This window comes from Candidatus Nanopelagicales bacterium, from assembly GCA_028687755.1.
Classification (GTDB): domain Bacteria; phylum Actinomycetota; class Actinomycetes; order S36-B12; family S36-B12; genus UBA11398.
Window position 1 is genome coordinate 81,027 of sequence record JAQTZL010000005.1, and the last position, 25,996, is coordinate 107,022.

Sequence of the window (25,996 nt, forward strand, 5' to 3'; positions counted from 1 at the left end):
GTGTCACAAGAAGATGAACAGTTCTTGGCCGTTAGGTGAGCGATCCATGGCGATACATGACATCGACATCCCAGCGGGAGAACCCAAGGGTTTCGTAGAGGGTGATCGCGGAGGTATTTGAGGCGTCCACGTACAACATGCTCTGCACCAGCCCTTGGGCCCGCAGGTGATGCAATCCAGCCAAGGTCAGGGCCTTGCCCAAGCCCTTGCCCTGGAGGGTTGGGTCTACGCCCACCACATAAACCTCGCCGATGGCATCGTGAACATGAGGATTTTCGGGTGTCGCCTGAACGACCCCGTGGATTTTCGTCCAGTGAAAGCCCAGCATTTTCCCACTGTCTCGATCGGCCGCTACGAGGAAACCCGGGATGGAAAACCAAGGCTCAGCCATTCGACGATGAAGATCGTCAAGAGTCCAGTCACCTTGTTCATCGTGGCCAGCAAAGGCCTTTGCGTTGAGAGCAACCCACTCTTGGTCATCATGACCGGGAATAAAGGAACGCAGGACGACATCGTCGCTGAAGCGCGCTGGTGGAAGTGGTGCAAGAAGTGATCGACGCATTTGCCACAGTGTTCGTGCGTGGCGAAATCCCATGGCTTTAGCCCATTGACCTGCGATCGCTTGTTCGCCGTGTGCCCAAAGGCGCAAGTTGCCAGCCGGTGCAGCATCGACAAGTGCTCGAATTAATTCCGTTCCAAGACCTTGTCGACGAAAGTCGGGCGCGACGGCGATTTCTGCACTTGGCCCTTCGACCTTGTCAGTGATGTCAAGGTGTGCGTATGCGATGAGTGCGGACTCTTCAAACTTCAGGAAATGCAAGCCTTGATCATCGCCGCCGTGGCGAAGGTGCAGGAATACGTGCTCCGATATTGGGGAAAGTCCATCGTGCAGGGTGATTTCATCAATAAGCGCAACGGCTTCGTCGATTTGCGACTGGTCAAGACGCGTAACGATCTCCATTTGGCCCACTGCTAATTCAGCCCAATGCCGACTTCATCAACGGCGAGTACCGCCATCGTTGCTTGGTCGATGTTTTGTGGAACAAAGCGGTAACCGACGTTTCGCACTGTGCCAATCATGGCCTCGTGTTCAGTACCGAGCTTTGCGCGCAAACGACGGACGTGAACGTCGACAGTGCGGGTGCCGCCGAAGTAGTCGTAACCCCACACTTCTTGAAGGAGTAGCGCACGCGTGAATACGCGCCCAGGGTGTTGGGCTAGGAATTTCAAGAGTTCGAATTCCTTGAACGTGAGATCAAGTGCACGCCCGCGAAGTTTGGCTGTGTAGGTGCCTTCATCGATCATGAGTTCACCGCTGCGAATTTCTTCGTTGTTGCCCGATTCAAGATCAACACCTGGAGTCAAGCGCGATGCAGCCAACCGAAGACGTGCTTCGACCTCTGCAGGCGAAGCGGTATCTAGGAGCACTTCATCGATGCCCCAGTCCCATTGCACTGCGGAGAGACCGCCTTCGGTCGTCACAAGTACGAGTGGTGCGTCGATGCCTGTGTGCTGAAGTAGGCGAGTTAATCCACGCACGGCTGGTAGATCCCGGCGGCCATCGACCAGCAAGACATCACATTCAGGTGCATTGAGAAGAGCTGTGGGTTCGGCAGGAAGAGTGCGCACTTGGTGGGTAAGCAACGCCAGTGCCGGGAGAACCTCTGTCGAGGATTCAAGCGCGCGAGTGAGCAAGACGATTCGCATCTTGATCACCTCCGTTATTGCTCTAGGGGACAATGCTCCCATGGATCAGTCCAGTGCGGCCACTCTGGTGACAGCGGACGGCGTCCAGGTCAAGGTTCGATTGACGTCGGGGCCCGGCTCGCTGGCCTTCGTTGTGGCCCATGGCATCACCGGACACGGCGAGCATGAACACGTCAGGTCAATCGTTGATCACCTGAGTGAGTATGGCGCGGTCATCACCGTGGACCTGCGAGGTCACGGTGGTTCTGGTGGTCAATCAACTGTGGGCATGTGGGAAGTCCTCGATGTTGATCGTGCTGTGGCTTGGGCTCGGGAACTTGGGTTTCGGAGCGTAGTTTCGGTTGGCTTCTCTTTGGGTGCGGCGGTGTGCATTCGACAGGCCGCCTTGGCCTTGCATCCAGAATTGACGTCAGAGGCCGATCCTGGAGTGGGCAACCCCGTTGATGCAATCGTGACGGTCAGTGGCCCGGCATTTTGGTACTACCGAGGCACCAAGGTGATGCGCCTATTGCATTGGTGTGTTGAGACAAAGCCTGGTCGTCTCCTCCTTCGAGCAAAGGGCACGCTTATTCGACCGGTGGAGTGGCCGCAGCTGCGCCCTATTGAGCCGCACGTGGCAGCAGGACTGCTGGACAGCACGCCGTTGTTGGTCGTGCATGGCACCAAGGATCGGTATTTCCCTGTGGAGCATCCCCAGGCAATTCATCGTGCCGCGGTGACAAGCGGGCATCCAGATGTTGACCTTTGGCTCTTAACTGGGGTCGGGCATGCGGAAGCCGCAGTTGCGATGGATACGATCGATGAAATTGCGAAATGGAGCTTGGCTAGATGCTCGGATTAATTCTGCTTGTCGCGGTACTCGCGCTTGCCAGCATCTTTGGCCTATGGCGCAAAAAGACCGACGGCACGATGAAATCAGTGGCTGCGCCTGTTCCTGTCGCTGATGATGCTCCCGAAGTTGGTGTTGAGACAGCTTCCGTTGCCGAGCATGGAGGAGAGAGGCTCAGCGCTGAAGCGCTGGGGTCTTCCCTTGGTACCCATGCCACGCTGGTGCAGTTTTCTACAGCTTTTTGCCAACCGTGCCGCGCTACTCGCCGCATTTTGGACGAAGTTGCATCCATGGTTCCAGGCACCGTTCACCTTGAAATTGATGCGGAAGCTCACCTTGATTTGGTCCGGCAACTTGATATCCGCCGGACCCCAACAGTCCTTGTGTTGAACTCAAGCGGAGTGATTACCAAGCGAGCTGTGGGTATGCCACGTAAGGCAGATGTGATCGCCGCTCTCGGAGACGTGCTGTAGGTCTTTAATTGCAAAGGCTTTGCATGAACATTTTCCGGCCTTGTTGCACGTAGGTACCTGTGTAACTCTAGGGAAATGTCATCCCCAGCGTTGTGTGATCCAGAGGTAGAAGTTGATGTGCGCGGCCCACGTTTCGCCGCAGCTATCACTGTGCTGGTACTGGCCGCATCACTATTAACAGTCGGCACAGCAGTGGCAACGACACTCCTCGTGATTCAAACGGTGGTGTTTGGGTTGGGGGCCTTTATCGGATTAAAGGCTCAGCCATACGGAATTATTTTCCGCACAGTTGTGCAGCCACGACTTGCACCTGCAACGGATTTTGAAGCGATTGCACCACCTCGCTTTGCAGCGTTGGTTGGATTCATATTCACCGCAGTTGCACTTATTGGTGTGGTTACGGGCGTTGACGCTGTCACATACATCGCTGTGGCATTCGCACTTGCGGCTGCATTTTTGAATGCAGCCTTTGGTTTTTGCTTGGGTTGCGAAATGTTTTTATTGGGCAAGCGGGTCTTCTCTCGCCCAGCCGGTGTCTAAAACCTAGTAGACCAACGCTTGCACTTCGGCGCCAAGAATTTCTTCCACAAAGCTCGCAGCCCCCGCGATGCGAATTTCATCGATGACATCGCTAGGTGAAATGTCGCGGCGTTGAGCGCACTGCGAACATAACGTGACACTTCCCTCTGCCAGCACCGCGTCTAGAAGGTCATTGAGTGCTGCTGCATGCGCCAAGGTGAATTCCCCGGCTCGGCCAGGTAAGGCGAACCAGGCAGCCTCTCCCGTGAGCCAAAGCGAGACCTGAGCGCCTGAAGCAACGGCTGTTGCAGCCACGGTGAACCCCTGAGCGCAGCGCTCAGGATCATCTGCTCCCGCTGTGACCTTTACGACCAACTGCCTCATGCCATTTACTCCCATGGACGATAGGCTGCCGTACATGTTAGAAATCGTCTACACGAGTCTGTTGGTCGGCGCTCTTGCTCTTGCGGGTTGGGTTGCCTTTGTTGTCGTCTTTCGGCTGTTTAAGAGCCAAGGCTGATCTCAATGGATGCGGACGCAGTCAAAGCTGAACTTGCGCCCATCTCTTGGCTGATTGGCCACTGGGTTGGCGTCGGCACGGGGCATTACCCCACCATTGAAGACTTCCGGTTTGGCCAGGAGATTGTCTTCAGCACCGACGGACGCCCATTCCTGAACTATTCCTCTCGCAGTTGGTTGCTCGATGAAGAGGGCAATCGCCTTCGTCCGCTTGCATCGGAGTCGGGTTTTATCCGCCCACGCCCTGATAACCACCTAGAGATGCAACTCTCGCACCCCACGGGCTATGCCGAAATTTGGTACGGCAAGGTTGAAGTCACTGGCATTGAACAGGCAGTGATTACTGGTGCACGCGCAGAAATGCGCACTGATCTTGTTGCGCGTACGGAAAGTGCAAAGGAATACACCGAGGGCCATCGCCTCTATGGATTAGTTGAAGGCAAGCTGCTTTGGACCTTCGATATGGCAGCAATGGGCCAGCCGATCAGCAATCACCTTGCTGCATCGCTACAACGTGCAGACGTGCGTGAGCCCGAGCAGTCGAGTGAATAGCGATTGGGATCAGCGGTTACGCGAACACGGGTTTCGCATTACCCCGCAACGCCAGTTGGTTCTCGAAGCTGTTGAACATTTGCGGCACGGGACACCGGAAGAAATCCTTTTCGAAGTCCAACGAACGGCATCAGGTGTCAATCTTTCGACGGTGTACCGCACGCTAGAAGTACTTGAAGATGTTGGCTTGGTTACCCACGCGCATATTGGCCATGGCGCACCGACGTATCACGCAGTTGATGAAGACATTCATATTCACTTGGTCTGTGACACCTGCGGAAAAGTTTCCAGCGCACCAGGGTCAGTCGCTGATTCCTTCATTGCAGCGCTTCGAGCCAATCATGCGTTCGTCACTGACATTTCCCACATGGCGATGCACGGTGAATGTGAATCATGTTTCAACATGTTGAGTGACAACAGCCTTGAGGTTCAATCATGAGTGTGCAACCACCGGTAGAGGTCTTTGATCAAGGGATGGCGTGGCATTGCGGAGATCCACTAGGCGAGCAACGAAATCTCGTTGGTGGCATTGGGGTTGTTGACCTCAACAATCGCGGTGTAATCACTGTCAGTGGCCCAGATCGATTGACCTGGTTAAACGATCTGACGACACAACTTGTGAAAGATCTTGCTGTTGGGCAAAGCGCATTGGCACTGATCTTGAGCCCAAATGGTCATGTCGAATACGAATTGCACATTGCCGACGATGGTGAAACCTGCTGGATCATCACGCAACCTGGTCAGACCGAATCACTGATCGCTTATCTGGATCGCATGCGCTTTATGTTGCGCGTTGACGTTGCTGATGTGACGGAAAATTTTGGTGTTGTTTGGGAGCCAGTGCACTCCGCAGATGAGCATCATCCAACGTGGTTGGTTCCAGAACCCTTTGCAGCTCGAGGGTTTGCTGGGCGTGAAGTGGTGATTCCTCGTAATCAATTAGCCAGTCGTCTGGGAGCTGCACCTCAAGCAGGTTCTTGGGCCTTGGAAGCTTTACGGGTTGCAGCGGGTATGCCGCGCATGAATTGCGAAACCGATCACCGCACAATTCCCAATGAAGTGAACTGGCTAAATTGCGCTGTTCATCTCAATAAGGGTTGCTATCGAGGCCAAGAAACCGTTGCCAAGGTGCATAACCTTGGGCAACCACCACGTCGATTGGCACTGATTCACCTTGACGGATCTGATGATGAACTGCCCGTTCATGGTGAAGAAATCACCTGCAAGGGCAAGGTTGTTGGTTGGGTTGGAACAGCCGCTCGTCATTATGAAGACGGAAACATTGCGGTAGTGATGTTGAAGCGCAATGTTGCCGTAGGTGAGCAGTTAGTCATTGAACATAATGGTCACCAGATCACTGCGTTGGAGGATCCAGCTCCAGCAGGATGGTGATCGGGCCGTCATTGGTGAAGGTCACTTTCATATCTGCACCGAATTTGCCAGTTTCAACATGTGTTCCCGCATCTTGCAAGGCTTGAACAAACGCATCCACCAAAGGTTCGGCAACTGATGCGGGAGCAGCTGCATCCCAAGTAGGGCGTCGACCTTTCTTGGTGTCCGAATACAGGGTGAATTGCGAGATCACGAGTATGGGCAAACTCAGATCACTGGCTGAAACTTCACCGGTGTCACTAGGAAAGATGCGTAGATGGTGAACTTTTTCGGCCAGTTTCTTGGCTGTTGCTGCATTATCAGTGTGGGTGACTCCAACGAGTACAACTAAGCCCGCACCTTGGAATTGACCAAGAATCTGGCCATCAACGCTGACGCTGGCATCAAGTGCTCGTTGGACAAGGGCACGCATGCGATCACCCTTTCATAAATCCCAGATCAGATCCGTTACCGTTGCCATGTGCTGTATCAAACCCAAAACATCGCGTATCTCTTGCTCACGATTTTGATTGTTGGCCTGAGTGGATTCGCCTTCATTGACTGTGTGCGCCGACCAGCACAAGCCTTTCCAGCTGTGAGTCGTCAGACCAAGGTGTTGTGGCTCGTACTTACGGGCATTGCAGCGTTAGCCAATCTTGCTATCGGTGATCCGCTATCGATATTTGGTATTGCAGGTGCTGTGATCGCGTTGGTCTATCTCTTCGATGTGCGTCCGCGCATCATCGAGATTCTCAACAACCGCTGGTAGCTACTTCTTTTTACCTTGCGCCGCGACTGCAGCAGCAGCCGTTGCTGCGGCTGCAGGATCTAAGTACTCGCCACCAGGAATAAGTGGCTTGAGATTTTCATCCAAGCGATACACCAGCGGAATGCCTGTCGGGATATTCAAACCTGCAATATCAGCATCTGAAATTCCATCAAGGTGCTTCACTAATGCGCGCAATGAATTTCCATGTGCAGCAACGAGCACCGTTTTTCCGGCACGAAGGTGCTCGGCGACAATCACGTCTTCCCAATATGGAATCAGGCGCGTAACGACGTCCTTCAAACATTCGGTAGCGGGCACCGCTTCAGGCGGCAATGCGCTGTAGCGAACTTCGTGTGTCTGCGCCCACTCATTATTTGGATCAATGGCCGGTGGTGGAGTGTCATATGAACGGCGCCACAACATGAATTGATCTTCACCAAACTCTGCAAGGGTTTGTGCCTTGTCTTTGCCTTGAAGCGCCCCGTAGTGACGTTCATTTAACCGCCAGTTGCGCACAACGGGAATCCAGTGCAGGTCAGCAGCTTCAAGGGCGATCTGGCTGGTCTTAATCGCGCGCTTCAACAGTGAGGTGTGAACCACGTCAGGCAGGATGCCGGCTTCCTTCAGCAATTCACCGCCACGCTTAGCCTCGGCAAGGCCCTTCTCATTGAGGTCAACGTCGACCCAACCGGTAAAGAGGTTCTTGGCATTCCATTCGCTTTCGCCGTGGCGAAGCAGGATCAAGGTGTAAGGCGCCTGGCTTGTGGTCATAGACCTATTTTGCCGCCTCGACTGGGGTTATTGCTCACCGGGATGTTCGAGGAGGTGGCGCCAGGCTTCGAGGTTAAAGGTTGGTTCCCCTCGAGAAATGCGCCAATCCCACTCGCGCTGCATTGCGCTCAGGAAGCCCATTTCCAAAATGGGGTTGAACGATTCATCTGAATATTCCAGAACAGAGCCCAGGAGACGATCGAGTTCGTCATCATCAATGGCTTTGAGTGAGACGCGGCCAGTCAAATAAATATCGCCGTACTGGTCGATGGAAAAGGCGACCCCATACATGCGGCGGTTCTTCTCTAGGAGCCATTCATGCACCGCTGCGTTGTTCTCTTCGGGGCAACGCGCGACAAATGCACTGACAGATACGGCATGTGTGCCCACGGCAAGCGCGACGTTTGTTTTGAGTTTCTTCACGCCTGGCAGGGTTGCAACAAAGGTTGGTCCTGCAATTTCTTCAAATTCAATTTCACTTGCCTGTAAGTACTGGCGAATGGTTGACGCAACTGCGGCTTTATCAATCATGATGCACACACGTTACAACGCGATGCTGGTCGCGCGTGTTCGGTAATCAATAAGTGCTTGTGAATAGGAATCAAGGAGACCTGACGCCGTTGATTGCCAGCCGAATTGCTCAGCATGCGCACGACTGCCTTGGCGAAAAATTTCAAGCTCCCTCGGGGCACTCAGCAAAGTATTCATCACCGACGCATAGTCCGCTGGGTTATGGCCAGTAATCAAGCGCCCACTGACGTGATCGTTCACGGCTGTGCGCAATCCACCCACACTTGCTGCAACCACGGGCGTGCCACAAGCCTGAGATTCGATGGCTACAAGGCCAAATGATTCTGAGTAAGACGGCACAACTGTGAGATCTGCGGCGCGAAACCAGTCCGCGAGAGTGTGGCGATTCGTTGGCGGTTCAAAACGAACCAGATCAGCAATGCCCAGTTCATTTGCAAGATCCACCAAGGCTGTTGGCCGATCAAGCCCATTGCCTGAAGGACCGCCTGCAATAACGACGAGCAGCCGAGAACGTAGTTCAGGATTAGCAGAAACCATCTCTGCTGCTGCGTGGAGCAACACATCGGGCGCCTTCAACGGCTGAATGCGACCAACAAATAACAACACATGTGCATGTGCAGGAACATTTAAACGCTTGCGAGCAGCCTGTTGATCACCTGGAGCAAAGAGCGAGAGGTCAACACCTGGGTGTACGACATCAACGCTTGATGGGTCTGCACCATAAAGATTGATGAGTTCGTTTGCCTCGTCGTCAGTATTGGCAACAAGCCGTGTGGCTGCTTCTACAACTTGCTCTTCACCAATGACGCGACCCATGGGTTCTGGTTTGTCACCAATCGCGAGGTCGGCATTCTTCACTTTCGCCATCGTGTGCATGGTGTGCACGAGTGGAACGCCCCAACGTTCAGAAGCTAGCCAGCCCACTTGCCCTGAAAGCCAGTAGTGCGAATGGATGAGATCGAACCAACCTTCAGGGCGCGAAGCTTCAGCGCGCAAGACACCGGCAGTAACCGCGCAGAGTTGCCCTGGAAGATCCTCTTTGCGCAAACCTTCAAAAGGACCAGCAGTGACATGGCGAACTAAAATGCCAGGTTCAACTTCAACAATGGGATCAACATCAGACCGAGTGGCGCGCGTAAAAATTTCAACAGCAACGCCAGCTTGAGCCAGCTGCTTCGCGCTTTCCAGGACGTACACGTTCATGCCACCGGCATCGCCGGTTCCGGGTTGGTCAAGGGGGGAGGTGTGGATGGAGAACAGAGCAACGCGCTTTGGTTTTGGTCGCAGCGAACGCATCTCGCGAATGTTCATCATCACCTCCCTCAAGGATCTAGTGAGGGCAGCCTTACATATCGGCGCGAGCCTGACAAACGATTACGGCTTGAGCGAAACTCCTACGTATGGCTCACCGGTAACGATCGTGATCAGGCGCCGGGTGACGGAGACCGCATGGTCGGCATATCGCTCGTAGTAGCGCGAGAGCAAGGTGATGTCGATTGCTGTCTCGACGCCATGCTCCCAGCTGGAATTGAGTACGGCCCGGAAGAGCTCACGGTGGAGGCGATCAACAACCTCATCGTGAGCTGCAATGTCTGTGGCAAGGGTCAAATCTTTGGTGGCGATCACCTGAGCAGTCTTGGTGACAATGGCTTGGGCAAGCGCGCCCATTTGTTCAAAGGTTTCGCGGAGATCTTCGGGAACCACTGCATTTGGGAAGCGCATCCGTGCTTGCTTGGCCACGTGCGAGGCTAAATCGCCCATGCGTTCAAGGGAAGCAGCGATGCGCAAAGAGCCGATCAGGATCCGAAGATCGCGATCGGTGGGCTGCTGTAGGGAGATGAGATCAAAGCAGCGCTCTTCGATTTGCGAGGTCAGGATGTCGATGCGCTCATCTTGGGCGATGACGGCCTGGGCCAAATCATTATCGGCATCGAGTAAGGACTGGGTGGCCATGAACATCGCGGAGCCCACGAGATCGGCAACTTCAACCAATCCCGCGTTAACGGCTTCTAGATCTTCGGCATATGCCACTGGAACGCTTTTCCTCCTACGGCGTGGAGCATACGTTGCCATGAGTCCATCCTTGAGTTGCAACATGGCCAAAGGTTGAACGAAAGGCAACGAGTTGGTGAACGCTTAGAGGGAAGGATGAACCCTAAGCAAATGGTTCGTGGTTTCGTGCGAATAATTTTCATCTGACCCACTTGGCTGCCTATCCTTCAATAGTGGCCAGCACCTTCCTTCGAGCGCAAACGGCAGATGGGCTTGTAGTGGACTACCAAGAGATCCCAGACGAGGTTTCCCGGATTTTGGCTGTTCTGCCCTCGGTCTCCATCGTGGTTGATCAAGATGGCACCGTTCTTCGGGCTAGCGCGAAAGCCTTGGCTCTGGGCTTGGTGAATCGCAACACCATCGCGATTCGCGATTTGGCCAAGTTGGTTCATGCAGTGGCTGACGACGGTGAAGCTCGCGAACAAGAGATGCGTGTGCGCCGTCCACCACTTGGTCGCGAACTCCTAGAACTACGCGTTCGAGTTGCGGACCTTGGTACGGGCGCAATCTTGGTTTTGATTGACGACCTTGCTGAAGAGCGTCGAGTTGATGCCGTGCGTAGAGATTTTGTTGCCAACATCAGTCATGAACTCAAAACTCCCGTCGGTGCGCTTTCTGTACTAGCAGAAGCGATTCAATCGGCGAGCGAGGATCCAGAACAGGTCCGACACTTTGCCCAACGCATGCAGATGGAAGCAACGCGTCTTGGACATCTTGTACAAGACGTTATCGATCTATCTCGCTTGCAAGGTGATGATCCACTGAGCCATGCAGCAGTCGTAAACATTGACGAAGTAATTGCGCTTGCCATTGAAGATGTACGCATGCTTGCGGAAACTCGCGAAATTGATCTCGTCATCGCTGCGGAAGCGCCAACGTTTGTATATGCGGATGCAGGCCAAGTGCAAACAGCTGTGCGCAACTTGTTGGTCAATGCCATTGCCTATTCGTCCGATGGTACGAGTGTTGCCGTGCATTCACGTGAAATCGACTCAATCGTAGAAATCATGGTGAAAGATCAAGGTGTAGGAATTCCTGCTAACGATCTCGATCGCATTTTTGAACGCTTCTACCGTGTTGATCCGGCTCGTTCGCGAGTAACCGGTGGTACTGGGTTGGGATTAGCGATCGTGAAACATGTGTGTCAAAACCATGGTGGAGAATGCACCGTTTGGTCCGAAGTTGGCGTGGGTTCAACTTTCACCTTGCGCCTACCAACATTTGTTGGCGAAGACGCTAACCAGCAAGGTGATGAGGCAACGATTATTGAGATATCGGCACCATTCGGGGAGCTGCAGTCATGACCAAAATTTTGATCGTTGAAGACGAAGAGTCTTTTTCTGAAGCTCTGTCATTCATGTTGAAACGTGAAGGCTATGAAGTAGAAGTAGCGGCCGATGGCCATAAAGCTGTTGAACTGTTCGAACGCAATGGTGCAGATCTCCTGTTACTTGACCTTATGTTGCCCGGCCTGTCGGGCACTGAAGTGTGTAAGCACATTCGTGCAAAATCTTCTGTTCCCATCATCATGCTTTCAGCAAAAGATGGCGAGATCGACAAAGTGCTAGGGCTAGAGCTCGGTGCCGATGATTACGTCACGAAGCCATTTTCTTCACGTGAGTTACTCGCTCGAGTCAAGGCAGTGCTTCGTCGTCATGGAGAAGTTGAAGATTTACTTCCCACCACGGTTGAAGAAGGACCCGTGCGTATTGACTTGGATCGTCACGTAGTTTCGGTGCGTGGTGAACAGATCACGATGCCGCTTAAAGAATTCGATCTCTTGGAGTTCTTGGTGCGTAACGCAGGTCGCGTCATGACCCGTAATCAACTCATCGACCGTATTTGGGGCGCTGACTACGTCGGTGACACCAAGACTCTTGATGTTCACATCAAGCGGTTGCGCGCAAAGGTTGAAGTAGACCCCGCAAATCCCGTGCACCTGCTGACGGTGCGTGGGTTGGGTTACCGCTACCAGGCTTGAGTTCTACTCAGCTGAAGTGGCGCTTGCAGCTGGAGTCGCTGCAGGGAGCACGTCACTCAAGGTCACCGTGTTGGTGATGCCTGCGTAGAAGCCAGTGTCAGGAACCGTCATGACTGAGATCTTCAGTTGTCCGGCATTTTGGAAGTTAAAGGTCACAGGAACGTAGGTGCTAACCGCCGGTTTGGCACCACGAACGGGAGCCTTCGTTGCGGCATTTTGGTAGCCAAAGGCGACTGCACCGCCACCCAGAATCGGCTTGAGTGCTGGGGTGAAGGAGATCGCCTTGCCATCAACCTCGACACTGTCGACCACATCAACGGTGATGCCGTTGTTGACGATCGTTCCGATGAGTTGAGCCGGGCCAACTCCCTGACCCTTGACCAAGGTCACGTTCACCACTTCCATATCGCCAACCTGCGCCTCAATCCCGTTGCCGGTATTCATGCCAGATTGCATGTTGGTGGTGGCCTCTTTGCCGTTCCAGCAGCCTGAGAGGGCTGGCAGGGCCACGAGGGCGATAGCAGCCATGGCAATTGAGCTGCGGCGGGCAAGGGCGCGTTGGGTCAGGTTTACGTTCGTCACAAGGGAAGAGTAGCGACCAGATTTTGGGGTGTCTTCTCGTGGTAGTCTTAACCCCTCGAAAGGGGTTTTACTCAATGGCTTTCAACGTTGGCGACACTGTCGTCTACCCACATCATGGGGCGGCAGTTATCGAAGCCGTGGAGATGCGCAAGATCAAAGGTGAGGATCGCGAGTACCTCGTCCTCCGCGTGGCTCAGGGCGATCTGACTGTTCGCGTTCCCTCTGACAATGTCGATCTCGTCGGCGTTCGCGATGTGGTCAATGCCGCTGGCTTGGAGCGCGTATTTAACGTGCTTCGCCAGCCATATACCGAAGAACCCACCAACTGGTCCCGCCGGTACAAGGCAAATCTTGAGAAGCTCGCTTCAGGCGATGTCATCAAGGTGGCTGAAGTAGTGCGCGATTTGTGGCGTCGTGAAAAAGAACGTGGTCTTTCAGCTGGCGAAAAGCGGATGCTGGCCAAGGCTCGTCAAATTCTTGTGAGTGAGCTGGCTCTAGCTGAGAAGACCAACGAGGTTAAGGCTGAGGCCATCCTCGATGAGGTCCTCGCCTCCTAGACGTGAGTGTTCTAGGGCGCACTGCTGCCCTGGTACCAGCCGCCGGGCGCGGTGAGCGTCTGGGTGCTGGGGTTCCAAAAGCACTGCGACCAATTGGTGGAACACCGATGCTGGTGCATGCAGTGCATGCGTTAGCTGGTTCGCGCAGCGTTGATCTCATCGTTATTGCTGCTCCAGAAGAAGCCGTAGAAAGCGTGCGGGCACTGTTTCTCGAAGATATTGGCGCTGAAGTTATCGTTGTGAGTGGCGGTGAGACCCGGCAAGCCTCCGTCTCTCACGCACTGCTCGAGCTTCCTGATGATGTCGATGTGGTGCTCGTTCATGACGCCGCTCGACCATTTGTGCCAACCGAAATTGTGAGCGCAATCGTGGCAGAGGTACGCAATGGATATCCCGCTGTTATCCCAGCACTTTTGGTCACTGACACCATCAAGCAGGTCAATGCGGATGATCTCGTGATCGCTACCCCCGACCGCAGTTCCCTTCGTGCTGTGCAAACCCCCCAAGGCTTTGATCGCGCTGTTCTACAAGCAGCGCACGCAGCGGCTGTTGAGGATACGGCGACTGATGATTCAGGTCTGGTCGAACGTCATGGGGTACAGGTTCGCGTGATCGCTGGTCACGAGGAAGCCTTCAAGGTAACTCGACCAATAGATTTGTTACTCGCGGAAAGCGTGCTTGCTAAGCGAAGGGCGGCGCTCACTCATGGCTAATCACGAATTGGCTTCCCCGTTGATCGGGATGGGAACCGACGTCCATGCCTTCCAAGAAGGTCGTGAAATGTGGATGGCCGGATTGCACTGGCCTGGCGTGAATGGGCTTGCAGGCCATTCGGATGCTGACGTTGCTTGTCATGCCTTATGCGATGCGTTGCTATCTGCAGCTGGACTTGGAGATCTGGGGTCAGTGTTTGGGACAGACGATCCACGATGGAGCGGCGCATCGGGAATTTCGATGCTCACGCATACTGCTGCGTTGGTCAAAGCAGCCGGCTTTGCCATTGCTAATGGATCAGTGCAAGTCATTGGAAATAGTCCACGGATCGGAACCCGCCGCGAAGAAGCTCAAACTGTGTTGAGCAAAGCGGTTGGCGCACCTATTCGAGTATCCGGAACTACGACTGATGGCTTAGGACTCACTGGTCGCGGTGAAGGCGTAGCTGCAATCGCCGTTGCTCTTGTGCTGCAACAAGCACCATCGGTAGATCGGTAACCTGCGCTCGTGGCACTTTCCTTTTATGACACCGCAACGCGCACTCAGCGCGAGTTTGTCCCCATCGAGCCGGGCAAGGCTGGGATCTACTTGTGCGGTGCCACCGTGCAGGCGCCGCCACATGTTGGGCATATTCGTAGTGGCGTCGCCTTTGATGTGCTGCGCCGCTGGTTGATTGCCCGCGACTACGACGTCACTTTCATTCGCAACGTCACCGATATTGATGACAAGATCATCAACAACGGCAAAGCGCAGGGAATCCCTTACTGGCTTGTTGCTATCAATAACGAGCGCGCTTTCACCGATGCATACAACATCTTGGGTTGCTTGCCACCAACCTATGAGCCACGCGCGACCGGTCACATCACCGAGATGGTCACATTGATGCAGCGTCTCATCGAAGCGGGGCATGCCTACGAACTCAATGGCGATGTGTATTTTGATGTGAAGTCATTTGCAACCTATGGAAATCTGAGTGGCCAAAAACCAGACGACATGGTTGCCTCCGCTGACTCTGAAGCAATGGGTAAGCGTGATGCGCGCGATTTTGCGATGTGGAAGTCAGTAAAGCCTGGTGAGCCTTCATGGCCAACACCTTTTGGCGATGGGCGGCCAGGTTGGCATATTGAATGTTCGGCGATGGCAGGTAAATACCTTGGCCCGAATTTTGATATTCATGGGGGCGGCCTTGATTTAATCTTTCCGCATCATGAAAATGAAATTGCGCAGTCGCAAGCTGTAGGCGATGGTTTCGCGAACTATTGGATGCATAACGCCTGGGTGACTACTGCTGGCGAAAAAATGAGCAAGTCGTTGGGTAACTCACTACTCGTCTCTGAAGTTGTGAAGCGCATCCGGCCAGTTGATCTGCGCTACTACTTGGTTTCCGTTCATTACCGCTCGATGCTTGAGTATTCGGATGGATCTGTTCAAGAAGCAGGCCAAGCATTTCGTCGCATTGAGGGCTTTATCGCACGTGCACAAGAGTTTCTTGGTGCGCAAGCTCAAGGTCTCACTGAAACGCGACCACAGCAATTCGATGATGCGATGGATGATGATCTTTCGGTCGCTCAAGGATGCGCGGTGTTACACGACACTGTGCGGGCGGGCAATGCGGCTTTGACTGAGCAGAACCATCAGGATGTCGCCGTGGCACTTGGTTCAGTTCTTGGAATGTTGGATGTGTTGGGCTTACATCCCCGCGATTGGCCAAAAAGTGCTGGTGGAAGTGACCAGACCACTGAAGTGATTGACGGTTTGGTGCAGGCACTGCTTGTTCAGAGGCAAGAAGCACGCGCACGTAAAGACTTTGAAGCAGCTGATGCGATTCGCAATGGATTGGACTCCATGGGAATTCGCATTGAGGACACTCCGCAAGGGGCACGTTGGACTCTCGAGCAATAACTCATCGCGCACGATCTTCTAGCAAGGGGTAACAACACATGGCAGGCAATTCACAGCGTCGAGGCGCGATGCGCAACCCTGGCACAAAGAAGGGCGCAACTGTTGGCTCTGGAGGCCAGCGCCGCAAGCAGCTCAAGGGCAAGGGACCAACACCAAAGGCTGTTGAGCGCCCGTATCACCAAGCGGCCAAGCGAAAGAAGGCTTCAGAGCGCGCTGCGGATAGTCCTCGTTCGACCTCAACTGGTGGCCGTCGTCCAGCTCGCCGCGAAGACTCAAGCATGCTCATGGGGCGTAATGCGGTGGTTGAAGGCTTGCGTGCAGGTGTTCCAGGAAAGACCCTCTACATGCAAACGCGCGTAGAAGCCGATGATCGTTGGCGCGAGTCACTGCGCCGCGCGATCGCGTCAAATATCCCTGTGCTTGAAGTAACGAAAATTGAACTCGATCGCATGACCGATGGCTCCGTGCATCAAGGCATGGTGCTTACCGTTCCCGCATATGAATACTCAGAGCTCAGTGACATCAGTGACAGCAACTTGATCGTTGCGCTTGATGGCGTGACTGATGCACGCAACCTAGGTGCGATTGCAAGATCTGCTGCCGCTTTTGGTGCCGGTGGCATCGTGGTTCCTGCGCGCCGCTCCGCTGGCGTGAACGCTGGCGCTTGGAAAACATCTGCAGGTGCTCTCGCCCGCGTTCCAGTAGCTCAGGTCACTAACCTCACGCGTGCATTGAAGTCCCTGCAAACCTCCGGCTATGCAGTTGTTGGCCTGGCTGCTGAAGCTGAACACACATTTGCTGATTTACCAAAGCGTGTTCTTTCTGAACCAGTCGTGATTGTGATCGGCTCGGAAGGCAAGGGCCTTTCGCGGTTGGTCGCCGAAACCTGTGACTGGCAAGTGCGTATCGAGATGTTTGACGGCAATGAATCGCTCAATGCTTCCGTTGCCGCGGGTATCGCTTTACATGCAGTGAGTATCGCTCGCTAGTACTCATCCTCGTGCGGAAGATGAAGCAATAGTTCTTGGGTGGTGTCATTGGCATTGCCGATGCGTGCGCCGAGAACTGATTGCTCGTCTGGCTTCTTTGACAACACATTTTCAATGTAGTCATTGACTGAATCTTCAAACTTCACACTGCTTCCTGCACGCTCTGACATAAACCAGCGATGCTCTAAGACTTCGTGAAAGATTTGGGCGGGCTCAAGTTTTCGACGCATGTCGTATGGAACTTTTTCCATGACCTTCTCGAAACGATCATTGACCCAGCGGTGTGCCGCAAATTCCTCATCGTCTGGGCCTGATTCAATTTTGTAGCGATATGAATCAAGGTCGTTGAGTAGGCGACGGGCTTGTTGCTCTTCCGCATCGATACCGGTCAAACGCAAGAGACGATGCATGTGATGACCAGGATCCACCACCTTTGGAGTCACCACGACCTGGTCCTTATCTTGACCAGTGGTGACTTGAAGTTCGGCGACGTCAAACCCAAGATCGTTCAGTCGGCGAATCTGCGCTTCTAGTTCAAAACGATCGGCTCGAGAAATCACAAGCGTGCGCTTGAGTTCATTCCAGAGTTTTTCGTAACGCTGGTGCAGGCTGATGCCTACCTCAATTGGGTCGATGCCTTCATGGAGGCGACCGCCTGCTTGTAGATCAAGGAGTTCGCCAGCAACGTTCGTTGCTGCTGTTTCGAGATCGTAGGCGCGCTGACCATCGCTGAGCTTCTCGTGTAATTCACCGGTTTCTGCATCAACGAGATAGGCGGCGAATGCGCCAGCGTCGCGTCGAAACAAGGTGTTGGAAAGGGAGCAGTCGTTCCAGGAGAAACCCGCAAGATGCAGTTGAACGAGTAACACTGCCAGCGCATCGAGCAGGCGAGAAGCAGTATCAAGGCGAAGGCTTGAAGAAAAGAGTGCTCGATAAGGCAATGAGAACTTCAGGTGCTCGGTGATCAAAGCAGAGGGTAGTGGTTCGCCTAGATGGTCGAAGCGTTCGGAAATCACTGCGACGGGTGAAACGGTAGGAACATCGCGATCAAGTAATTCATGAAGTAGTGCGTATTCGCGCGATGCGTAGTACTGCTCAATTTCCTTCACCGCATAGACACGATTGTTGATGCGAACAAAACGCACGATGTGTCGGCTAATTCCGCGCGGCAGTGCCACGACAAGTTCGTCAGACCATTGCTCCAAGGGAATTTCCCATGGCAAGAACGCCAGTTCAGGTTCCGTCGAGTTACCGGTGAGGAGCACGTCGAAAGTCTGACATGTCAGTCCGGGATATCGCGAAGACTCTTGGTTACAGTCAATTGCACAAACGTTGCATTTAATACTGGAGGAATTGTGATTCGTACTCGTGGAGCAATGCTGCTCGCAACCGCACTCGTTGCAGGCGCAGCACTTGCAGGATGTTCAAGTAGTGACAGCACTTCAGGTGATGCAACACCAAGCGCATCAGCTTCAATGGTGGGTGGCATGACTGAGTGCACCGAAGCTGCCATCAAGCCAACCTTGGAACAAGGCCTAGCAAAAGACGTGACATTGATGTCATGGGATGCCTTGTCGTGTGCTGACGGTTGGGCAGTTGTCGGCGCAACAATCGGTGACGGTGAACATGGTGCGCCAACATCGTTCATCTTTGAACAAGAAGGTCAGTTCTGGATTCCAAAGGAGCAGGCAGACGTGTGTGGCACCGTTGACTACAGCAAGACCCCAACGGCGTATCCAGCGGACGCAACAATTCCCGAGGCACTTTTCGAAGGCGGATGTCTCGCTGGCTAAGGAGCACGGTTACATGAAAGAGGGGCACCGGATTTGCGGTGCCCCTCATTCATTGCAGAGCCCCCAGTCGGAATCGAACCAACGACATCCTCATTACAAGTGAGGTGCTCTACCAACTGAGCTATAGGGGCAGGCTGATAAGTCTAGAAGAGTGCTCGCAGGGACGTGATTCGCCCTCAGAATCGGGGTTTATAGGGGGAGTTGTCGCGATCACAACGTTTACATGGGATCAGGCGCGAAAGTAACGATTTGGCTGGTTTCGGAAAAAGATTCTTCAACTCTTCCCATTGCGGCAACTTGATGTATATATTCACGCCACAGGCGAAAGACCCAAGGCAGCGACCCCCGTCGTTGCTAACAACCGGAGGAATAATGAAGAAGACTCTTATCGGCGCAGCAGCTCTTGGCATGGTTGCAGCAGCAGCTCTCGTTGCAGCACCAGCACAGGCAGCTACCTCGAACGTCAACGTTCAGGTCAAGCTCGTCGACTCATCAATCTTGGCATCAGACGGTGTGCCAGCAGCGAAGACTGCTTGCGTGACCGAAGATGGCCCAGCAGCAGGCGCAACTTTGAAGACCCCAATCGTGTTCAAGGACAAGTCAGGCAAGGTTGTTGGCACCGGCAAGGTAACTAAGGTCAGCCTTACTTACGCAGGTGGCGACTTCGCAGGCTTCTTTACCTGCACCGTGTCAGGCGTTGTCAGGGTTGACACTGCAAAGGCAGCAACCGTGACTGTGGGCAAGACCGCTCCAGTCAAGGTCACCGCAGCTGGCATCACGAAGGACAAGAACTTCGTGAAGATCGAACTCTCAGCAGCTGAGTAATTCTCGACGCTGAAATCCCCCTGTCGACCTTAGGGTTGGCAGGGGGATTGTCGTTTTCGTGAGGGGATTTCGCTTTCAGCGGATCTTCGCGTACCTTAAAAGGGTCATCAACCGATGACTGGGAGCTTTAGAGCTCACGAGCGAGTCTTGATCTTTCGCGGCCAACTGTCGCCATTCGAGACACGCAAATTCGTCTCGAATGAGAGTTGTGTTTGTTATGCCTACTTCCCCTGCCTCAAATCCTTCGTTCACCGATCTTGGTGTTGACCCAGCCTTCGCGTCGGCTCTGGCCCGCCAAGGAATCATGGAACCGTTCGCAATTCAGGTAGCAACATTGCCTGACGCAATTGCTGGTCGTGATGTCCTGGCCCGTGCCCAAACAGGATCAGGAAAGACCCTTGCCTTCGGCCTCGCGGCGCTGACCAACTTGCTTGGTAAGACCGCGCATCGCCGTCAGCCACTCAGCTTGATTTTGGTGCCTACCCGCGAGTTGGCAATGCAGGTCAATGACACACTTCGCCCAATTGCAGATGCTGCTGAACTTCGCTTGCGTCTCATCGCCGGCGGTATGCCATACGCAAAGCAGATCGATGCACTTGATCGTGGTGTGCACATGCTCGTTGCAACGCCAGGTCGTTTGATGGACCTTGCGGACCGTGGATCCGTTGACTTAAGCAGTGTTGAAATCACGGTGCTTGATGAAGCTGACCAGATGGCAGACATGGGCTTCATGCCAATCGTCCGTGAAATCTTGGACCTCACCAAGCCAGGAAGTCAGCGCTTGTTGTTCAGTGCGACGCTTGATGGCGACGTTGATGCTTTGCGCAAGGCATACATGAACAATCCTGTTACCCATTCCCTCGCACCATCGTCTGCATCCGTTGACACGATGGAGCATCACGTTCTTCTCGTGCACCCGATGGACAAAGAACTCATCACCACGCAGATTGCTGCACGCGAAGGTCGCACGATTTTGTTCGCACGCACCCAAGCTGGTGTAGATCGCATCGCTGATCACTTGCAGTCACAAGGTGTTGCCGCTGGCGCACTTCATGGTGGCAAGACTCAAGCAGTGCGTACTCGCACCTTGGATGCATTTAAGAATGGCGTGACTCCAGTGCTTGTTGCAACGGACGTTGCAGCTCGCGGTATTCACGTCGATGGAATTTCTTTGGTTCTACACGTTGACGCTCCAAGTGATCCAAAGGATTACTTGCACCGTGCCGGTCGCACGGCTCGCGCAGGTGAGTCCGGCACCGTTGTCATCCTCGCCGCTCCAAAGCAACAGCGCACAGTTTCGGCACTTACTTCACGCGCGGGCGTTGACCCAGATGTAAAGCGCGTTCGCCCAATGGATCAGCACTTGGTTGAAGTAACAGGTGCGCGCGAACCTTCAGGTGAGCCTTGGTTCCCACCACGCGAGCCTGCTCGCGGTGGTCGCGGTGGTTCACGTTATGGCAGTGGTGGCGGCGATCGTGGCCGCTCATCAGGTGGGCGCTCAGATCGCGGACCACGTCGTGATGATCGCGCACCACGTTCTTTTGATGACCGCCCTGCACGTTCATACGAAGATCGCCCAGCGCGCACGTACAACGATCGCCCACCACGTTCTTTTGATGATCGTGCTCCGCGTCGTGATGACCGTGCACCACGTTCTTTTGATGATCGTGCTCCGCGTCGTGATGACCGTGCACCACGTTCTTTTGATGATCGTGCTCCGCGTCGTGATGACCGCGCACCACGTTCTTTTGATGATCGTGCTCCGCGTCGTGATGACCGCGCACCACGTTCTTTTGATGATCGTGCTCCGCGTCGTGATGACCGCGCACCACGTTCTTTTGATGATCGTGCTCCGCGCAAGTTCGATGATCGCCCAGCTCGCTCGAGCAACGATCGTCCGGCGCGTTCTTACGATGATCGTGCTCCGCGTCGTGACGATCGCGCACCACGCAATTTCGATGATCGCGGACCTCGTAAGTTCGATGATCGCGCTCCACGTAAATTTGATGATCGCCCGGCTCGCTCGAGCAGTGATCGCCCAGCTCGTACATATAACGATCGTCCAGCACGTTCATACGATGATCGTGCTCCGCGTCGTGATGACCGTGCACCACGTTCATTCGATGATCGTGCTCCGCGCAAGTTCGATGATCGTCCTGCTCGCTCGAGCAGTGATCGCCCTGCGCGTTCATATGACGATCGCCCAGCTCGTTCAGGTGCAGGCGCACCAAAGCGTGCCGACAAGCCTCGTCATGGGTCAGTTGCGCGTAAAGCAGCAGCCGGTGGGCGTCCAGCAAAGAGTGGCCCAGCAAAGCGCAAGGGCGCGCCAGCAAGTGCTCGCAAGGGTCGCTAACTAGGCTCGCTTGCGCGAGTGATGAGCTCGCAATACGGCGGGAGCCTTGATGATTAACTGGGTCGTACCTGAGCAAGTTTCAGGTTTGGCGCTGTGGCCGCTTGCGGTTGTTGTTGTCGTGCTGATTGCACTCAACATCATCAATCATCGGGTAGCGCCGCAAACCCATTACTTGTTGTGGGCCTTTGCGTTTGCCGTCGTCTTTCTTGCGATTGGTTTGCTCGATGGTTGTTCCTGGACCGATATGGGTCTTGGGAAGGGCTACTTCATCCCAGGGCTCGTATGGGCCGCGATATGCATCGGCGCAATTGCGTTGGTCTATTTCGTCGGTTCACTGATCAAGCACACACGTACCGCCTTTCATGATGAGCGGATGGCCGATCTCAGTGCTCGAGGAGTGCTGTTTCAGTCATTGATTGAAGTTCCCCTTGGCACAGTGCTGCTCGAAGAGATCGCTTTTCGATCAGTGTTGTTTGCCATGTTGGCCCGGCGCTTTGGATTGACCTGGGCCATCGTGATTTCCTGCCTGGCCTTTGGCCTTTGGCACATCTTGCCTTCGATTGGCACCCATGAGCAGAACCCTGCTTTGGGGTCAATGGTCGGGGAGGGACGGCGCGCAAACATCCTGGCCGTGCTGATCAGCGTGATCACGACAGGGGTTTCGGGCGTGCTCTTCATTGGTCTGAGATTGGTCTCTGGCAGCGTTTTGGCCCCGATGGGCTTCCACTGGGGAACCAACGGGCTTGGTTATGCCTTTAGCTGGGTCCTGATCAGAATTCGAGACAGAGGGGCAAAATCCGGACCTAAATGACAACGGTGTTGTTTGCCATCTACGATAGGCACACTGTTGTTCGCATGGAAGGATTTCGGCATGGACGCTGCCCGTCAGAGCTTTGGTCATCAGGCCACCGCACTGTCTGATCGCGACCGGGAAATCCTGGAGTTCGAGCGTCAGTGGTGGAAGTACGCAGGCGCCAAAGAGCAGGCCATTCGTGACCTCTTCGATATGAGCGCTACTCGCTACTACCAAATTCTCAATGGCTTGATCGATCAGCCAGCCGCAATGGAGTTGGACCCAATGTTGGTCAAGCGTCTTCGTCGCATGCGTTCATCACGTCAAAAGGCACGCTCAGCTCGTCGTTTGGGCGTTGAGCTCGAGTCACGCTAAATCCCATGACTGCTGTGGGGGCAATGCGTAAAGCGCTCGTCAGTTGTGTCGGGCTCGGCATGGTTGCGGGCGTTGTGGTTCTGGCTCCAACCGCACAAGCAGCAAATCCACCAATCGTGGTGTGGGCTGACCAAATTCGCGCAGATGTATTGAATGCGCAGTTCCCGCAAGGTTTCCGCGGCACCAAAATCAAAGTCGTAGTCAAAGACAGTTTGGCTGCGATCAAAGATGAACTCACAACAGTGAAGTCTGCGGATGCACCGGATGTGATTGCAGCAGAGCATGAATCAACAGGCGAGCTCGTTGACGCCAAGTTAGTGCGAAGCCTTGTACTTGGTAGCGATCGCATCTCTGTGTTTCCACCCAATGTGTTATCGGGTTTCCGTTATAACGGCAAGATCTTTGGCGTACCAGTGCAATTTGAAAACCTTGCAATGGTGACCAACGTGAGTCTGGTGCCAAAGCAACCACAAGACTTCAAAAAAGTTGTTGCGATTGCAACCCGCTTGATGAAAAACAAGAAAGCAACCGCAGGTGTTGCCGTGGGCCAGGGAGCAAATGGCAACGCCTACAACATGTATCCCTTCTTTAGCGGGCTTGGCGGCTATGTCTTTGGCAAAGACGACAAAGGCAATGCCAGCACCAGTGATGTTGGAATCGCAAACCCGGCCTTTCTTGCATATTCGACTCTGATTAAAGACTGGAACTCGGCACGAGTCATTGACTCATCGCTGAATACCCAGGAAGCCAAAGACGCTTTCGCCGCAGGCAAAGCACCGTTTTGGATTACCGGGCCGTGGGACCTCAACGCGATCATCGCTTTACCTTTCGGTTACCGGATCACTTCAGTGCCGGGCATGGTGAGCGGAAAGTCCCCAGCACCATTGCTAGGGATGAAGGGCTTTATGGTCACGATTTACGCCCAAGCTCACCAGGTTCGAAAGGCCGCTTCGGATTTCGTCGTTGAAGGATTATCGAAGGCTGGGATCCAGGCGGCCTTTGCCAACGCTGCCCGTCGGATGCCAGCCAGCAGTAAAGCGGTCTCGGGAGTTACCGATGCCCGCCTCAAGGCCTTTGGCGCTGCCGGCGCTGCCGGTATTGCGATTCCAAACGTGCCTGCCATGGGTGAGGTCTGGGCTCCTCTAGGCAAGGCCTGGGCGGTCACGACAAAGGGCTCAGGGGCAAAAGGGCCAGTACCTGCCTTCACCGACGCTCAAAACAGCGTGGTTCAGGCCATCGCTGCCCGGGGTTAAGCCCAATCTGGGCCACTTCGCCCCTGGCGAAACCGGGAAATCTTATTTGCACTCTCAGGGTCCGAGTGCTAAAAATGGGTTAGCACTCGACACCTGAGAGTGCCATTTTCCGCTCGGCGTTCCTGGAGGAACAGATCAATGTCAAAGATCATCGCATTTGATGAAGAGGCTCGTCGCTCGCTTGAGCGCGGCATGAACGTGCTCGCAGACGCAGTCAAGGTCACCCTTGGACCTAAAGGTCGCAACGTTGTGTTGGAGAAAAAGTGGGGCGCTCCCACCATCACCAACGACGGTGTTTCCATTGCTAAGGAAATCGATCTCGAAGATCCATACGAAAAAATCGGCGCAGAGCTCGTCAAGGAAGTCGCCAAGAAGACTGACGACGTAGCTGGCGACGGCACCACCACCGCAACAGTGCTTGCACAGGCACTCGTGCGCGAAGGTCTTCGCAACGTTGCCGCTGGCTCAAACCCAATGGGCTTGAAGCGCGGCATCGAGAAGACCGTTGACGTTATCTGTGCAGAGCTCCTAGCCATGGCAAAGGATGTTGAAACCAAAGAGCAGATCGCATCAACCGCTGCAATTTCAGCCGGTGGCGACGCAGAAGTTGGTGGCCTCATCTCTGAAGCCATGGACAAGGTTGGCAAAGAAGGCGTCATCACTGTTGAAGAAAGCAACACCTTCGGTCTTGAGCTTGAGCTCACCGAGGGTATGCGCTTCGACAAGGGCTACATCTCTGCGTACTTCATGACTGATCCAGAGCGCATGGAAGCAGAACTCGAAGATCCATACATCCTGCTGACTAACCAGAAGATCTCATCAGTGAAGGATCTCCTTCCACTGCTTGAGAAGGTCATGCAGTCAGGTAAGCCATTGGTGATCATCGCTGAAGACGTTGATGGCGAAGCGCTTTCAACTCTCGTCGTGAACAAGATCCGTGGCACCTTCAAGTCAGTTGCTATCAAGGCTCCAGGCTTTGGCGATCGCCGCAAGGCAATGCTGCAAGACATTGCAATCCTTACTGGTGGCCAGGTCATCAGCGAAGAAGTTGGTCTCAAGCTTGAAACTGCAGGGCTCGAACTTCTTGGCCGCGCTCGCAAGGTGCAGGTCAGCAAGGACGAAACCACGATCGTTGAAGGTTCAGGCAATGTTGATCAGATCAACGGCCGTGTGAATCAGATCCGCGCAGAAATCGAAAACTCAGATTCAGATTACGACCGTGAGAAGTTGCAAGAGCGTTTGGCGAAGTTGGCCGGCGGCGTTGCAGTCATCAAGGTTGGCGCTGCAACTGAAGTTGAGCTCAAGGAGCGCAAGCACCGCATCGAAGACGCAGTGCGTAACGCAAAGGCTGCAGTCGAAGAAGGCATCGTCCCTGGTGGCGGCGTCGCTTTGATTCAGGCTATGGCTTCAGCCTCAGCAAAGATCGATGCACTTGGACTTACGGGCGAACAGCTCACTGGTTCAAACATCGTTCGCGTTGCGGTGAGTGCACCGTTGAAGCAGATCGCTGAAAACGCAGGACTTGAAGGTGGCGTCGTCGCTGAAAAGGTTCGCGAACTTCAGGCAGGTTGGGGCCTCAACGCTGCAACTGGTGAATACGTCGACATGATTGCCGCTGGCATCATCGACCCTGCAAAGGTCACCCGTTCAGCACTCCAAAACGCAGCCTCAATTGCGGCACTGTTCCTCACCACTGAAGTTGTTGTTGCTGACAAGCCTGAGAAGGCTGCTCCAGCAATGCCTGGTGGCGACATGGGCGGCATGGACTTCTAGTTCAACGCACAGC

Annotated in this window: 31 protein-coding genes and 1 tRNA gene; 21 read left to right on the forward strand and 11 right to left on the reverse strand. The window is 54.3% G+C overall.

The window, feature by feature from the left end:
- Positions 1 to 31 precede the first annotated feature (31 nt).
- Together mshD and PHN51_08110 are read right to left on the reverse strand one after the other, a co-directional pair.
- Complete coding sequence (gene mshD / locus PHN51_08105) at positions 32 to 961, reverse strand: mycothiol synthase (protein MDD2818739.1); 930 nt, start codon at positions 959 to 961, stop codon at positions 32 to 34.
- A gap of 11 nt (positions 962 to 972) precedes the next feature.
- Positions 973 to 1,707: a response regulator transcription factor gene (locus PHN51_08110; GenBank protein ID MDD2818740.1), complete on the reverse strand. Its 735-nt coding sequence runs from the start codon at positions 1,705 to 1,707 to the stop codon at positions 973 to 975.
- Between PHN51_08110 and PHN51_08115 the strand changes: the two genes are divergently transcribed.
- From PHN51_08115 to PHN51_08125, 3 genes are all read left to right on the forward strand, one after another.
- On the forward strand, positions 1,688 to 2,548 hold the full coding sequence (locus tag PHN51_08115; protein MDD2818741.1) for an alpha/beta fold hydrolase: 861 nt from the start codon (positions 1,688 to 1,690) through the stop codon (positions 2,546 to 2,548). The two genes, PHN51_08110 and PHN51_08115, sit on opposite strands and share 20 nt — an antisense overlap.
- Entirely contained in the window at positions 2,536 to 3,009 is a 474-nt protein-coding gene (locus PHN51_08120) for a thioredoxin family protein (protein MDD2818742.1), read from the forward strand. Before PHN51_08115 ends, PHN51_08120 begins: the two co-directional genes overlap by 13 nt.
- 75 nt (positions 3,010 to 3,084) lie before the next feature.
- Entirely contained in the window at positions 3,085 to 3,549 is a 465-nt protein-coding gene (locus tag PHN51_08125; GenBank protein ID MDD2818743.1) for a DUF4395 domain-containing protein, read from the forward strand.
- 3 nt (positions 3,550 to 3,552) lie between these two features.
- Here the strand turns inward: PHN51_08125 and PHN51_08130 are convergent, their stop codons facing one another.
- Positions 3,553 to 3,912 (reverse strand): DsrE family protein, encoded by a 360-nt coding sequence (locus PHN51_08130; protein ID MDD2818744.1) that lies wholly within the window; start codon positions 3,910 to 3,912, stop codon positions 3,553 to 3,555.
- A gap of 141 nt (positions 3,913 to 4,053) precedes the next feature.
- On the opposite strand from PHN51_08130, the gene PHN51_08135 reads away from it, so the two are divergent.
- The 3 genes from PHN51_08135 to PHN51_08145 are packed head-to-tail and all read left to right on the forward strand — an operon-like array spanning position 4,054 to position 5,991.
- Positions 4,054 to 4,599, forward strand: coding sequence for an FABP family protein (locus PHN51_08135; protein ID MDD2818745.1), 546 nt, complete (start codon positions 4,054 to 4,056; stop codon positions 4,597 to 4,599).
- Positions 4,574 to 5,038, forward strand: a complete 465-nt coding sequence (locus PHN51_08140; protein MDD2818746.1) for a Fur family transcriptional regulator — start codon at positions 4,574 to 4,576, stop codon at positions 5,036 to 5,038. The genes PHN51_08135 and PHN51_08140 overlap by 26 nt, the downstream gene beginning before the upstream one ends.
- A complete protein-coding gene (locus tag PHN51_08145; protein ID MDD2818747.1) occupies positions 5,035 to 5,991 on the forward strand; it encodes a hypothetical protein in 957 nt (318 codons plus the stop codon). The genes PHN51_08140 and PHN51_08145 overlap by 4 nt, the downstream gene beginning before the upstream one ends.
- On the opposite strand, the gene dtd is transcribed toward PHN51_08145, so the two are convergent.
- Positions 5,954 to 6,403 carry a D-aminoacyl-tRNA deacylase gene (dtd, locus tag PHN51_08150; protein ID MDD2818748.1) on the reverse strand — a complete coding sequence of 150 codons (450 nt, stop codon included), beginning with the start codon at positions 6,401 to 6,403 and terminating at the stop codon, positions 5,954 to 5,956. The genes PHN51_08145 and dtd overlap by 38 nt on opposite strands.
- Positions 6,404 to 6,451: 48 nt before the next feature.
- Here dtd and PHN51_08155 point away from each other — a divergent pair, with 48 nt between their 5' ends.
- Positions 6,452 to 6,739: a DUF2516 family protein gene (locus tag PHN51_08155; protein MDD2818749.1), complete on the forward strand. Its 288-nt coding sequence runs from the start codon at positions 6,452 to 6,454 to the stop codon at positions 6,737 to 6,739.
- Here the strand turns inward: PHN51_08155 and PHN51_08160 are convergent, their stop codons facing one another.
- From PHN51_08160 to phoU, 4 genes are read right to left on the reverse strand one after another with little or no spacing between them, the layout of a single operon-like run.
- Entirely contained in the window at positions 6,740 to 7,510 is a 771-nt protein-coding gene (locus PHN51_08160) for a phosphoglyceromutase (GenBank protein ID MDD2818750.1), read from the reverse strand.
- 27 nt (positions 7,511 to 7,537) lie between these two features.
- Positions 7,538 to 8,041: a YbjN domain-containing protein gene (locus PHN51_08165; GenBank protein MDD2818751.1), complete on the reverse strand. Its 504-nt coding sequence runs from the start codon at positions 8,039 to 8,041 to the stop codon at positions 7,538 to 7,540.
- Between the two features lie 12 nt (positions 8,042 to 8,053).
- On the reverse strand, positions 8,054 to 9,355 hold the full coding sequence (mshA, locus tag PHN51_08170) for a D-inositol-3-phosphate glycosyltransferase (protein MDD2818752.1): 1,302 nt from the start codon (positions 9,353 to 9,355) through the stop codon (positions 8,054 to 8,056).
- A gap of 60 nt (positions 9,356 to 9,415) precedes the next feature.
- On the reverse strand, positions 9,416 to 10,114 hold the full coding sequence (gene phoU, locus PHN51_08175) for a phosphate signaling complex protein PhoU (protein MDD2818753.1): 699 nt from the start codon (positions 10,112 to 10,114) through the stop codon (positions 9,416 to 9,418).
- A gap of 152 nt (positions 10,115 to 10,266) precedes the next feature.
- On the opposite strand from phoU, the gene PHN51_08180 reads away from it, so the two are divergent.
- Complete coding sequence (locus tag PHN51_08180) at positions 10,267 to 11,397, forward strand: ATP-binding protein (GenBank protein ID MDD2818754.1); 1,131 nt, start codon at positions 10,267 to 10,269, stop codon at positions 11,395 to 11,397.
- Positions 11,394 to 12,074, forward strand: a complete 681-nt coding sequence (locus PHN51_08185) for a response regulator transcription factor (protein MDD2818755.1) — start codon at positions 11,394 to 11,396, stop codon at positions 12,072 to 12,074. Before PHN51_08180 ends, PHN51_08185 begins: the two co-directional genes overlap by 4 nt.
- Positions 12,075 to 12,077: 3 nt before the next feature.
- On the opposite strand, the gene PHN51_08190 is transcribed toward PHN51_08185, so the two are convergent.
- Positions 12,078 to 12,656 (reverse strand): hypothetical protein, encoded by a 579-nt coding sequence (locus PHN51_08190; GenBank protein ID MDD2818756.1) that lies wholly within the window; start codon positions 12,654 to 12,656, stop codon positions 12,078 to 12,080.
- 74 nt (positions 12,657 to 12,730) lie between these two features.
- On the opposite strand from PHN51_08190, the gene PHN51_08195 reads away from it, so the two are divergent.
- Genes PHN51_08195 through rlmB form a run of 5 tightly spaced genes read left to right on the forward strand, consistent with a single transcriptional unit; the run spans position 12,731 to position 16,818 of the window.
- Positions 12,731 to 13,213, forward strand: coding sequence for a CarD family transcriptional regulator (locus PHN51_08195; protein ID MDD2818757.1), 483 nt, complete (start codon positions 12,731 to 12,733; stop codon positions 13,211 to 13,213).
- 2 nt (positions 13,214 to 13,215) lie between these two features.
- Positions 13,216 to 13,926, forward strand: coding sequence for a 2-C-methyl-D-erythritol 4-phosphate cytidylyltransferase (gene ispD / locus PHN51_08200; GenBank protein MDD2818758.1), 711 nt, complete (start codon positions 13,216 to 13,218; stop codon positions 13,924 to 13,926).
- Positions 13,919 to 14,425 carry a 2-C-methyl-D-erythritol 2,4-cyclodiphosphate synthase gene (gene ispF / locus PHN51_08205; GenBank protein ID MDD2818759.1) on the forward strand — a complete coding sequence of 169 codons (507 nt, stop codon included), beginning with the start codon at positions 13,919 to 13,921 and terminating at the stop codon, positions 14,423 to 14,425. The genes ispD and ispF overlap by 8 nt, the downstream gene beginning before the upstream one ends.
- 9 nt (positions 14,426 to 14,434) lie before the next feature.
- On the forward strand, positions 14,435 to 15,829 hold the full coding sequence (gene cysS / locus PHN51_08210; protein ID MDD2818760.1) for a cysteine--tRNA ligase: 1,395 nt from the start codon (positions 14,435 to 14,437) through the stop codon (positions 15,827 to 15,829).
- A 38-nt stretch (positions 15,830 to 15,867) separates the two neighbouring features.
- On the forward strand, positions 15,868 to 16,818 hold the full coding sequence (gene rlmB / locus PHN51_08215; GenBank protein MDD2818761.1) for a 23S rRNA (guanosine(2251)-2'-O)-methyltransferase RlmB: 951 nt from the start codon (positions 15,868 to 15,870) through the stop codon (positions 16,816 to 16,818).
- Here rlmB and PHN51_08220 read toward each other — a convergent pair.
- Positions 16,815 to 18,083 carry a DUF4032 domain-containing protein gene (locus PHN51_08220; GenBank protein MDD2818762.1) on the reverse strand — a complete coding sequence of 423 codons (1,269 nt, stop codon included), beginning with the start codon at positions 18,081 to 18,083 and terminating at the stop codon, positions 16,815 to 16,817. The two genes, rlmB and PHN51_08220, sit on opposite strands and share 4 nt — an antisense overlap.
- A 90-nt stretch (positions 18,084 to 18,173) precedes the next feature.
- On the opposite strand from PHN51_08220, the gene PHN51_08225 reads away from it, so the two are divergent.
- On the forward strand, positions 18,174 to 18,611 hold the full coding sequence (locus PHN51_08225) for a hypothetical protein (GenBank protein MDD2818763.1): 438 nt from the start codon (positions 18,174 to 18,176) through the stop codon (positions 18,609 to 18,611).
- Between the two features lie 58 nt (positions 18,612 to 18,669).
- Here the strand turns inward: PHN51_08225 and PHN51_08230 are convergent.
- Positions 18,670 to 18,742 (reverse strand) — tRNA-Thr (locus tag PHN51_08230).
- A gap of 241 nt (positions 18,743 to 18,983) precedes the next feature.
- On the opposite strand from PHN51_08230, the gene PHN51_08235 reads away from it, so the two are divergent.
- From PHN51_08235 to groL, 6 genes are all read left to right on the forward strand, one after another.
- On the forward strand, positions 18,984 to 19,436 hold the full coding sequence (locus PHN51_08235; protein MDD2818764.1) for a hypothetical protein: 453 nt from the start codon (positions 18,984 to 18,986) through the stop codon (positions 19,434 to 19,436).
- Between the two features lie 217 nt (positions 19,437 to 19,653).
- Positions 19,654 to 21,789, forward strand: a complete 2,136-nt coding sequence (locus PHN51_08240; GenBank protein MDD2818765.1) for a DEAD/DEAH box helicase — start codon at positions 19,654 to 19,656, stop codon at positions 21,787 to 21,789.
- A gap of 49 nt (positions 21,790 to 21,838) precedes the next feature.
- Positions 21,839 to 22,600 (forward strand): CPBP family glutamic-type intramembrane protease, encoded by a 762-nt coding sequence (locus PHN51_08245; protein MDD2818766.1) that lies wholly within the window; start codon positions 21,839 to 21,841, stop codon positions 22,598 to 22,600.
- Positions 22,601 to 22,660: 60 nt separating this feature from the next.
- Complete coding sequence (locus PHN51_08250; protein MDD2818767.1) at positions 22,661 to 22,957, forward strand: DUF3263 domain-containing protein; 297 nt, start codon at positions 22,661 to 22,663, stop codon at positions 22,955 to 22,957.
- 5 nt (positions 22,958 to 22,962) lie between these two features.
- Complete coding sequence (locus PHN51_08255) at positions 22,963 to 24,210, forward strand: extracellular solute-binding protein (protein ID MDD2818768.1); 1,248 nt, start codon at positions 22,963 to 22,965, stop codon at positions 24,208 to 24,210.
- Positions 24,211 to 24,348: 138 nt separating this feature from the next.
- Entirely contained in the window at positions 24,349 to 25,983 is a 1,635-nt protein-coding gene (groL, locus tag PHN51_08260; protein MDD2818769.1) for a chaperonin GroEL, read from the forward strand.
- The last annotated feature ends 13 nt before the right edge of the window (positions 25,984 to 25,996 follow it).

What these genes read in the sequence shown, in the direction of transcription:
- mshD (MDD2818739.1), bottom strand. Translation starts at nt 961, where the DNA reads ATGGAGATCGTTACGCGTCTTGACCAGTCGCAAATCGACGAAGCCGTT.
- PHN51_08110 (MDD2818740.1), bottom strand. Translation starts at nt 1,707, where the DNA reads ATGCGAATCGTCTTGCTCACTCGCGCGCTTGAATCCTCGACAGAGGTT.
- PHN51_08120 (MDD2818742.1), top strand. Translation starts at nt 2,536, where the DNA reads ATGCTCGGATTAATTCTGCTTGTCGCGGTACTCGCGCTTGCCAGCATC.
- PHN51_08125 (MDD2818743.1), top strand. Translation starts at nt 3,085, where the DNA reads ATGTCATCCCCAGCGTTGTGTGATCCAGAGGTAGAAGTTGATGTGCGC.
- PHN51_08130 (MDD2818744.1), bottom strand. Translation starts at nt 3,912, where the DNA reads ATGAGGCAGTTGGTCGTAAAGGTCACAGCGGGAGCAGATGATCCTGAG.
- PHN51_08135 (MDD2818745.1), top strand. Translation starts at nt 4,054, where the DNA reads ATGGATGCGGACGCAGTCAAAGCTGAACTTGCGCCCATCTCTTGGCTG.
- PHN51_08145 (MDD2818747.1), top strand. Translation starts at nt 5,035, where the DNA reads ATGAGTGTGCAACCACCGGTAGAGGTCTTTGATCAAGGGATGGCGTGG.
- dtd (MDD2818748.1), bottom strand. Translation starts at nt 6,403, where the DNA reads ATGCGTGCCCTTGTCCAACGAGCACTTGATGCCAGCGTCAGCGTTGAT.
- PHN51_08160 (MDD2818750.1), bottom strand. Translation starts at nt 7,510, where the DNA reads ATGACCACAAGCCAGGCGCCTTACACCTTGATCCTGCTTCGCCACGGC.
- PHN51_08165 (MDD2818751.1), bottom strand. Translation starts at nt 8,041, where the DNA reads ATGATTGATAAAGCCGCAGTTGCGTCAACCATTCGCCAGTACTTACAG.
- mshA (MDD2818752.1), bottom strand. Translation starts at nt 9,355, where the DNA reads ATGATGAACATTCGCGAGATGCGTTCGCTGCGACCAAAACCAAAGCGC.
- phoU (MDD2818753.1), bottom strand. Translation starts at nt 10,114, where the DNA reads ATGGCAACGTATGCTCCACGCCGTAGGAGGAAAAGCGTTCCAGTGGCA.
- PHN51_08185 (MDD2818755.1), top strand. Translation starts at nt 11,394, where the DNA reads ATGACCAAAATTTTGATCGTTGAAGACGAAGAGTCTTTTTCTGAAGCT.
- PHN51_08195 (MDD2818757.1), top strand. Translation starts at nt 12,731, where the DNA reads ATGGCTTTCAACGTTGGCGACACTGTCGTCTACCCACATCATGGGGCG.
- ispF (MDD2818759.1), top strand. Translation starts at nt 13,919, where the DNA reads ATGGCTAATCACGAATTGGCTTCCCCGTTGATCGGGATGGGAACCGAC.
- rlmB (MDD2818761.1), top strand. Translation starts at nt 15,868, where the DNA reads ATGGCAGGCAATTCACAGCGTCGAGGCGCGATGCGCAACCCTGGCACA.
- PHN51_08235 (MDD2818764.1), top strand. Translation starts at nt 18,984, where the DNA reads ATGAAGAAGACTCTTATCGGCGCAGCAGCTCTTGGCATGGTTGCAGCA.
- PHN51_08240 (MDD2818765.1), top strand. Translation starts at nt 19,654, where the DNA reads ATGCCTACTTCCCCTGCCTCAAATCCTTCGTTCACCGATCTTGGTGTT.
- PHN51_08245 (MDD2818766.1), top strand. Translation starts at nt 21,839, where the DNA reads ATGATTAACTGGGTCGTACCTGAGCAAGTTTCAGGTTTGGCGCTGTGG.
- PHN51_08250 (MDD2818767.1), top strand. Translation starts at nt 22,661, where the DNA reads ATGGACGCTGCCCGTCAGAGCTTTGGTCATCAGGCCACCGCACTGTCT.
- PHN51_08255 (MDD2818768.1), top strand. Translation starts at nt 22,963, where the DNA reads ATGACTGCTGTGGGGGCAATGCGTAAAGCGCTCGTCAGTTGTGTCGGG.
- groL (MDD2818769.1), top strand. Translation starts at nt 24,349, where the DNA reads ATGTCAAAGATCATCGCATTTGATGAAGAGGCTCGTCGCTCGCTTGAG.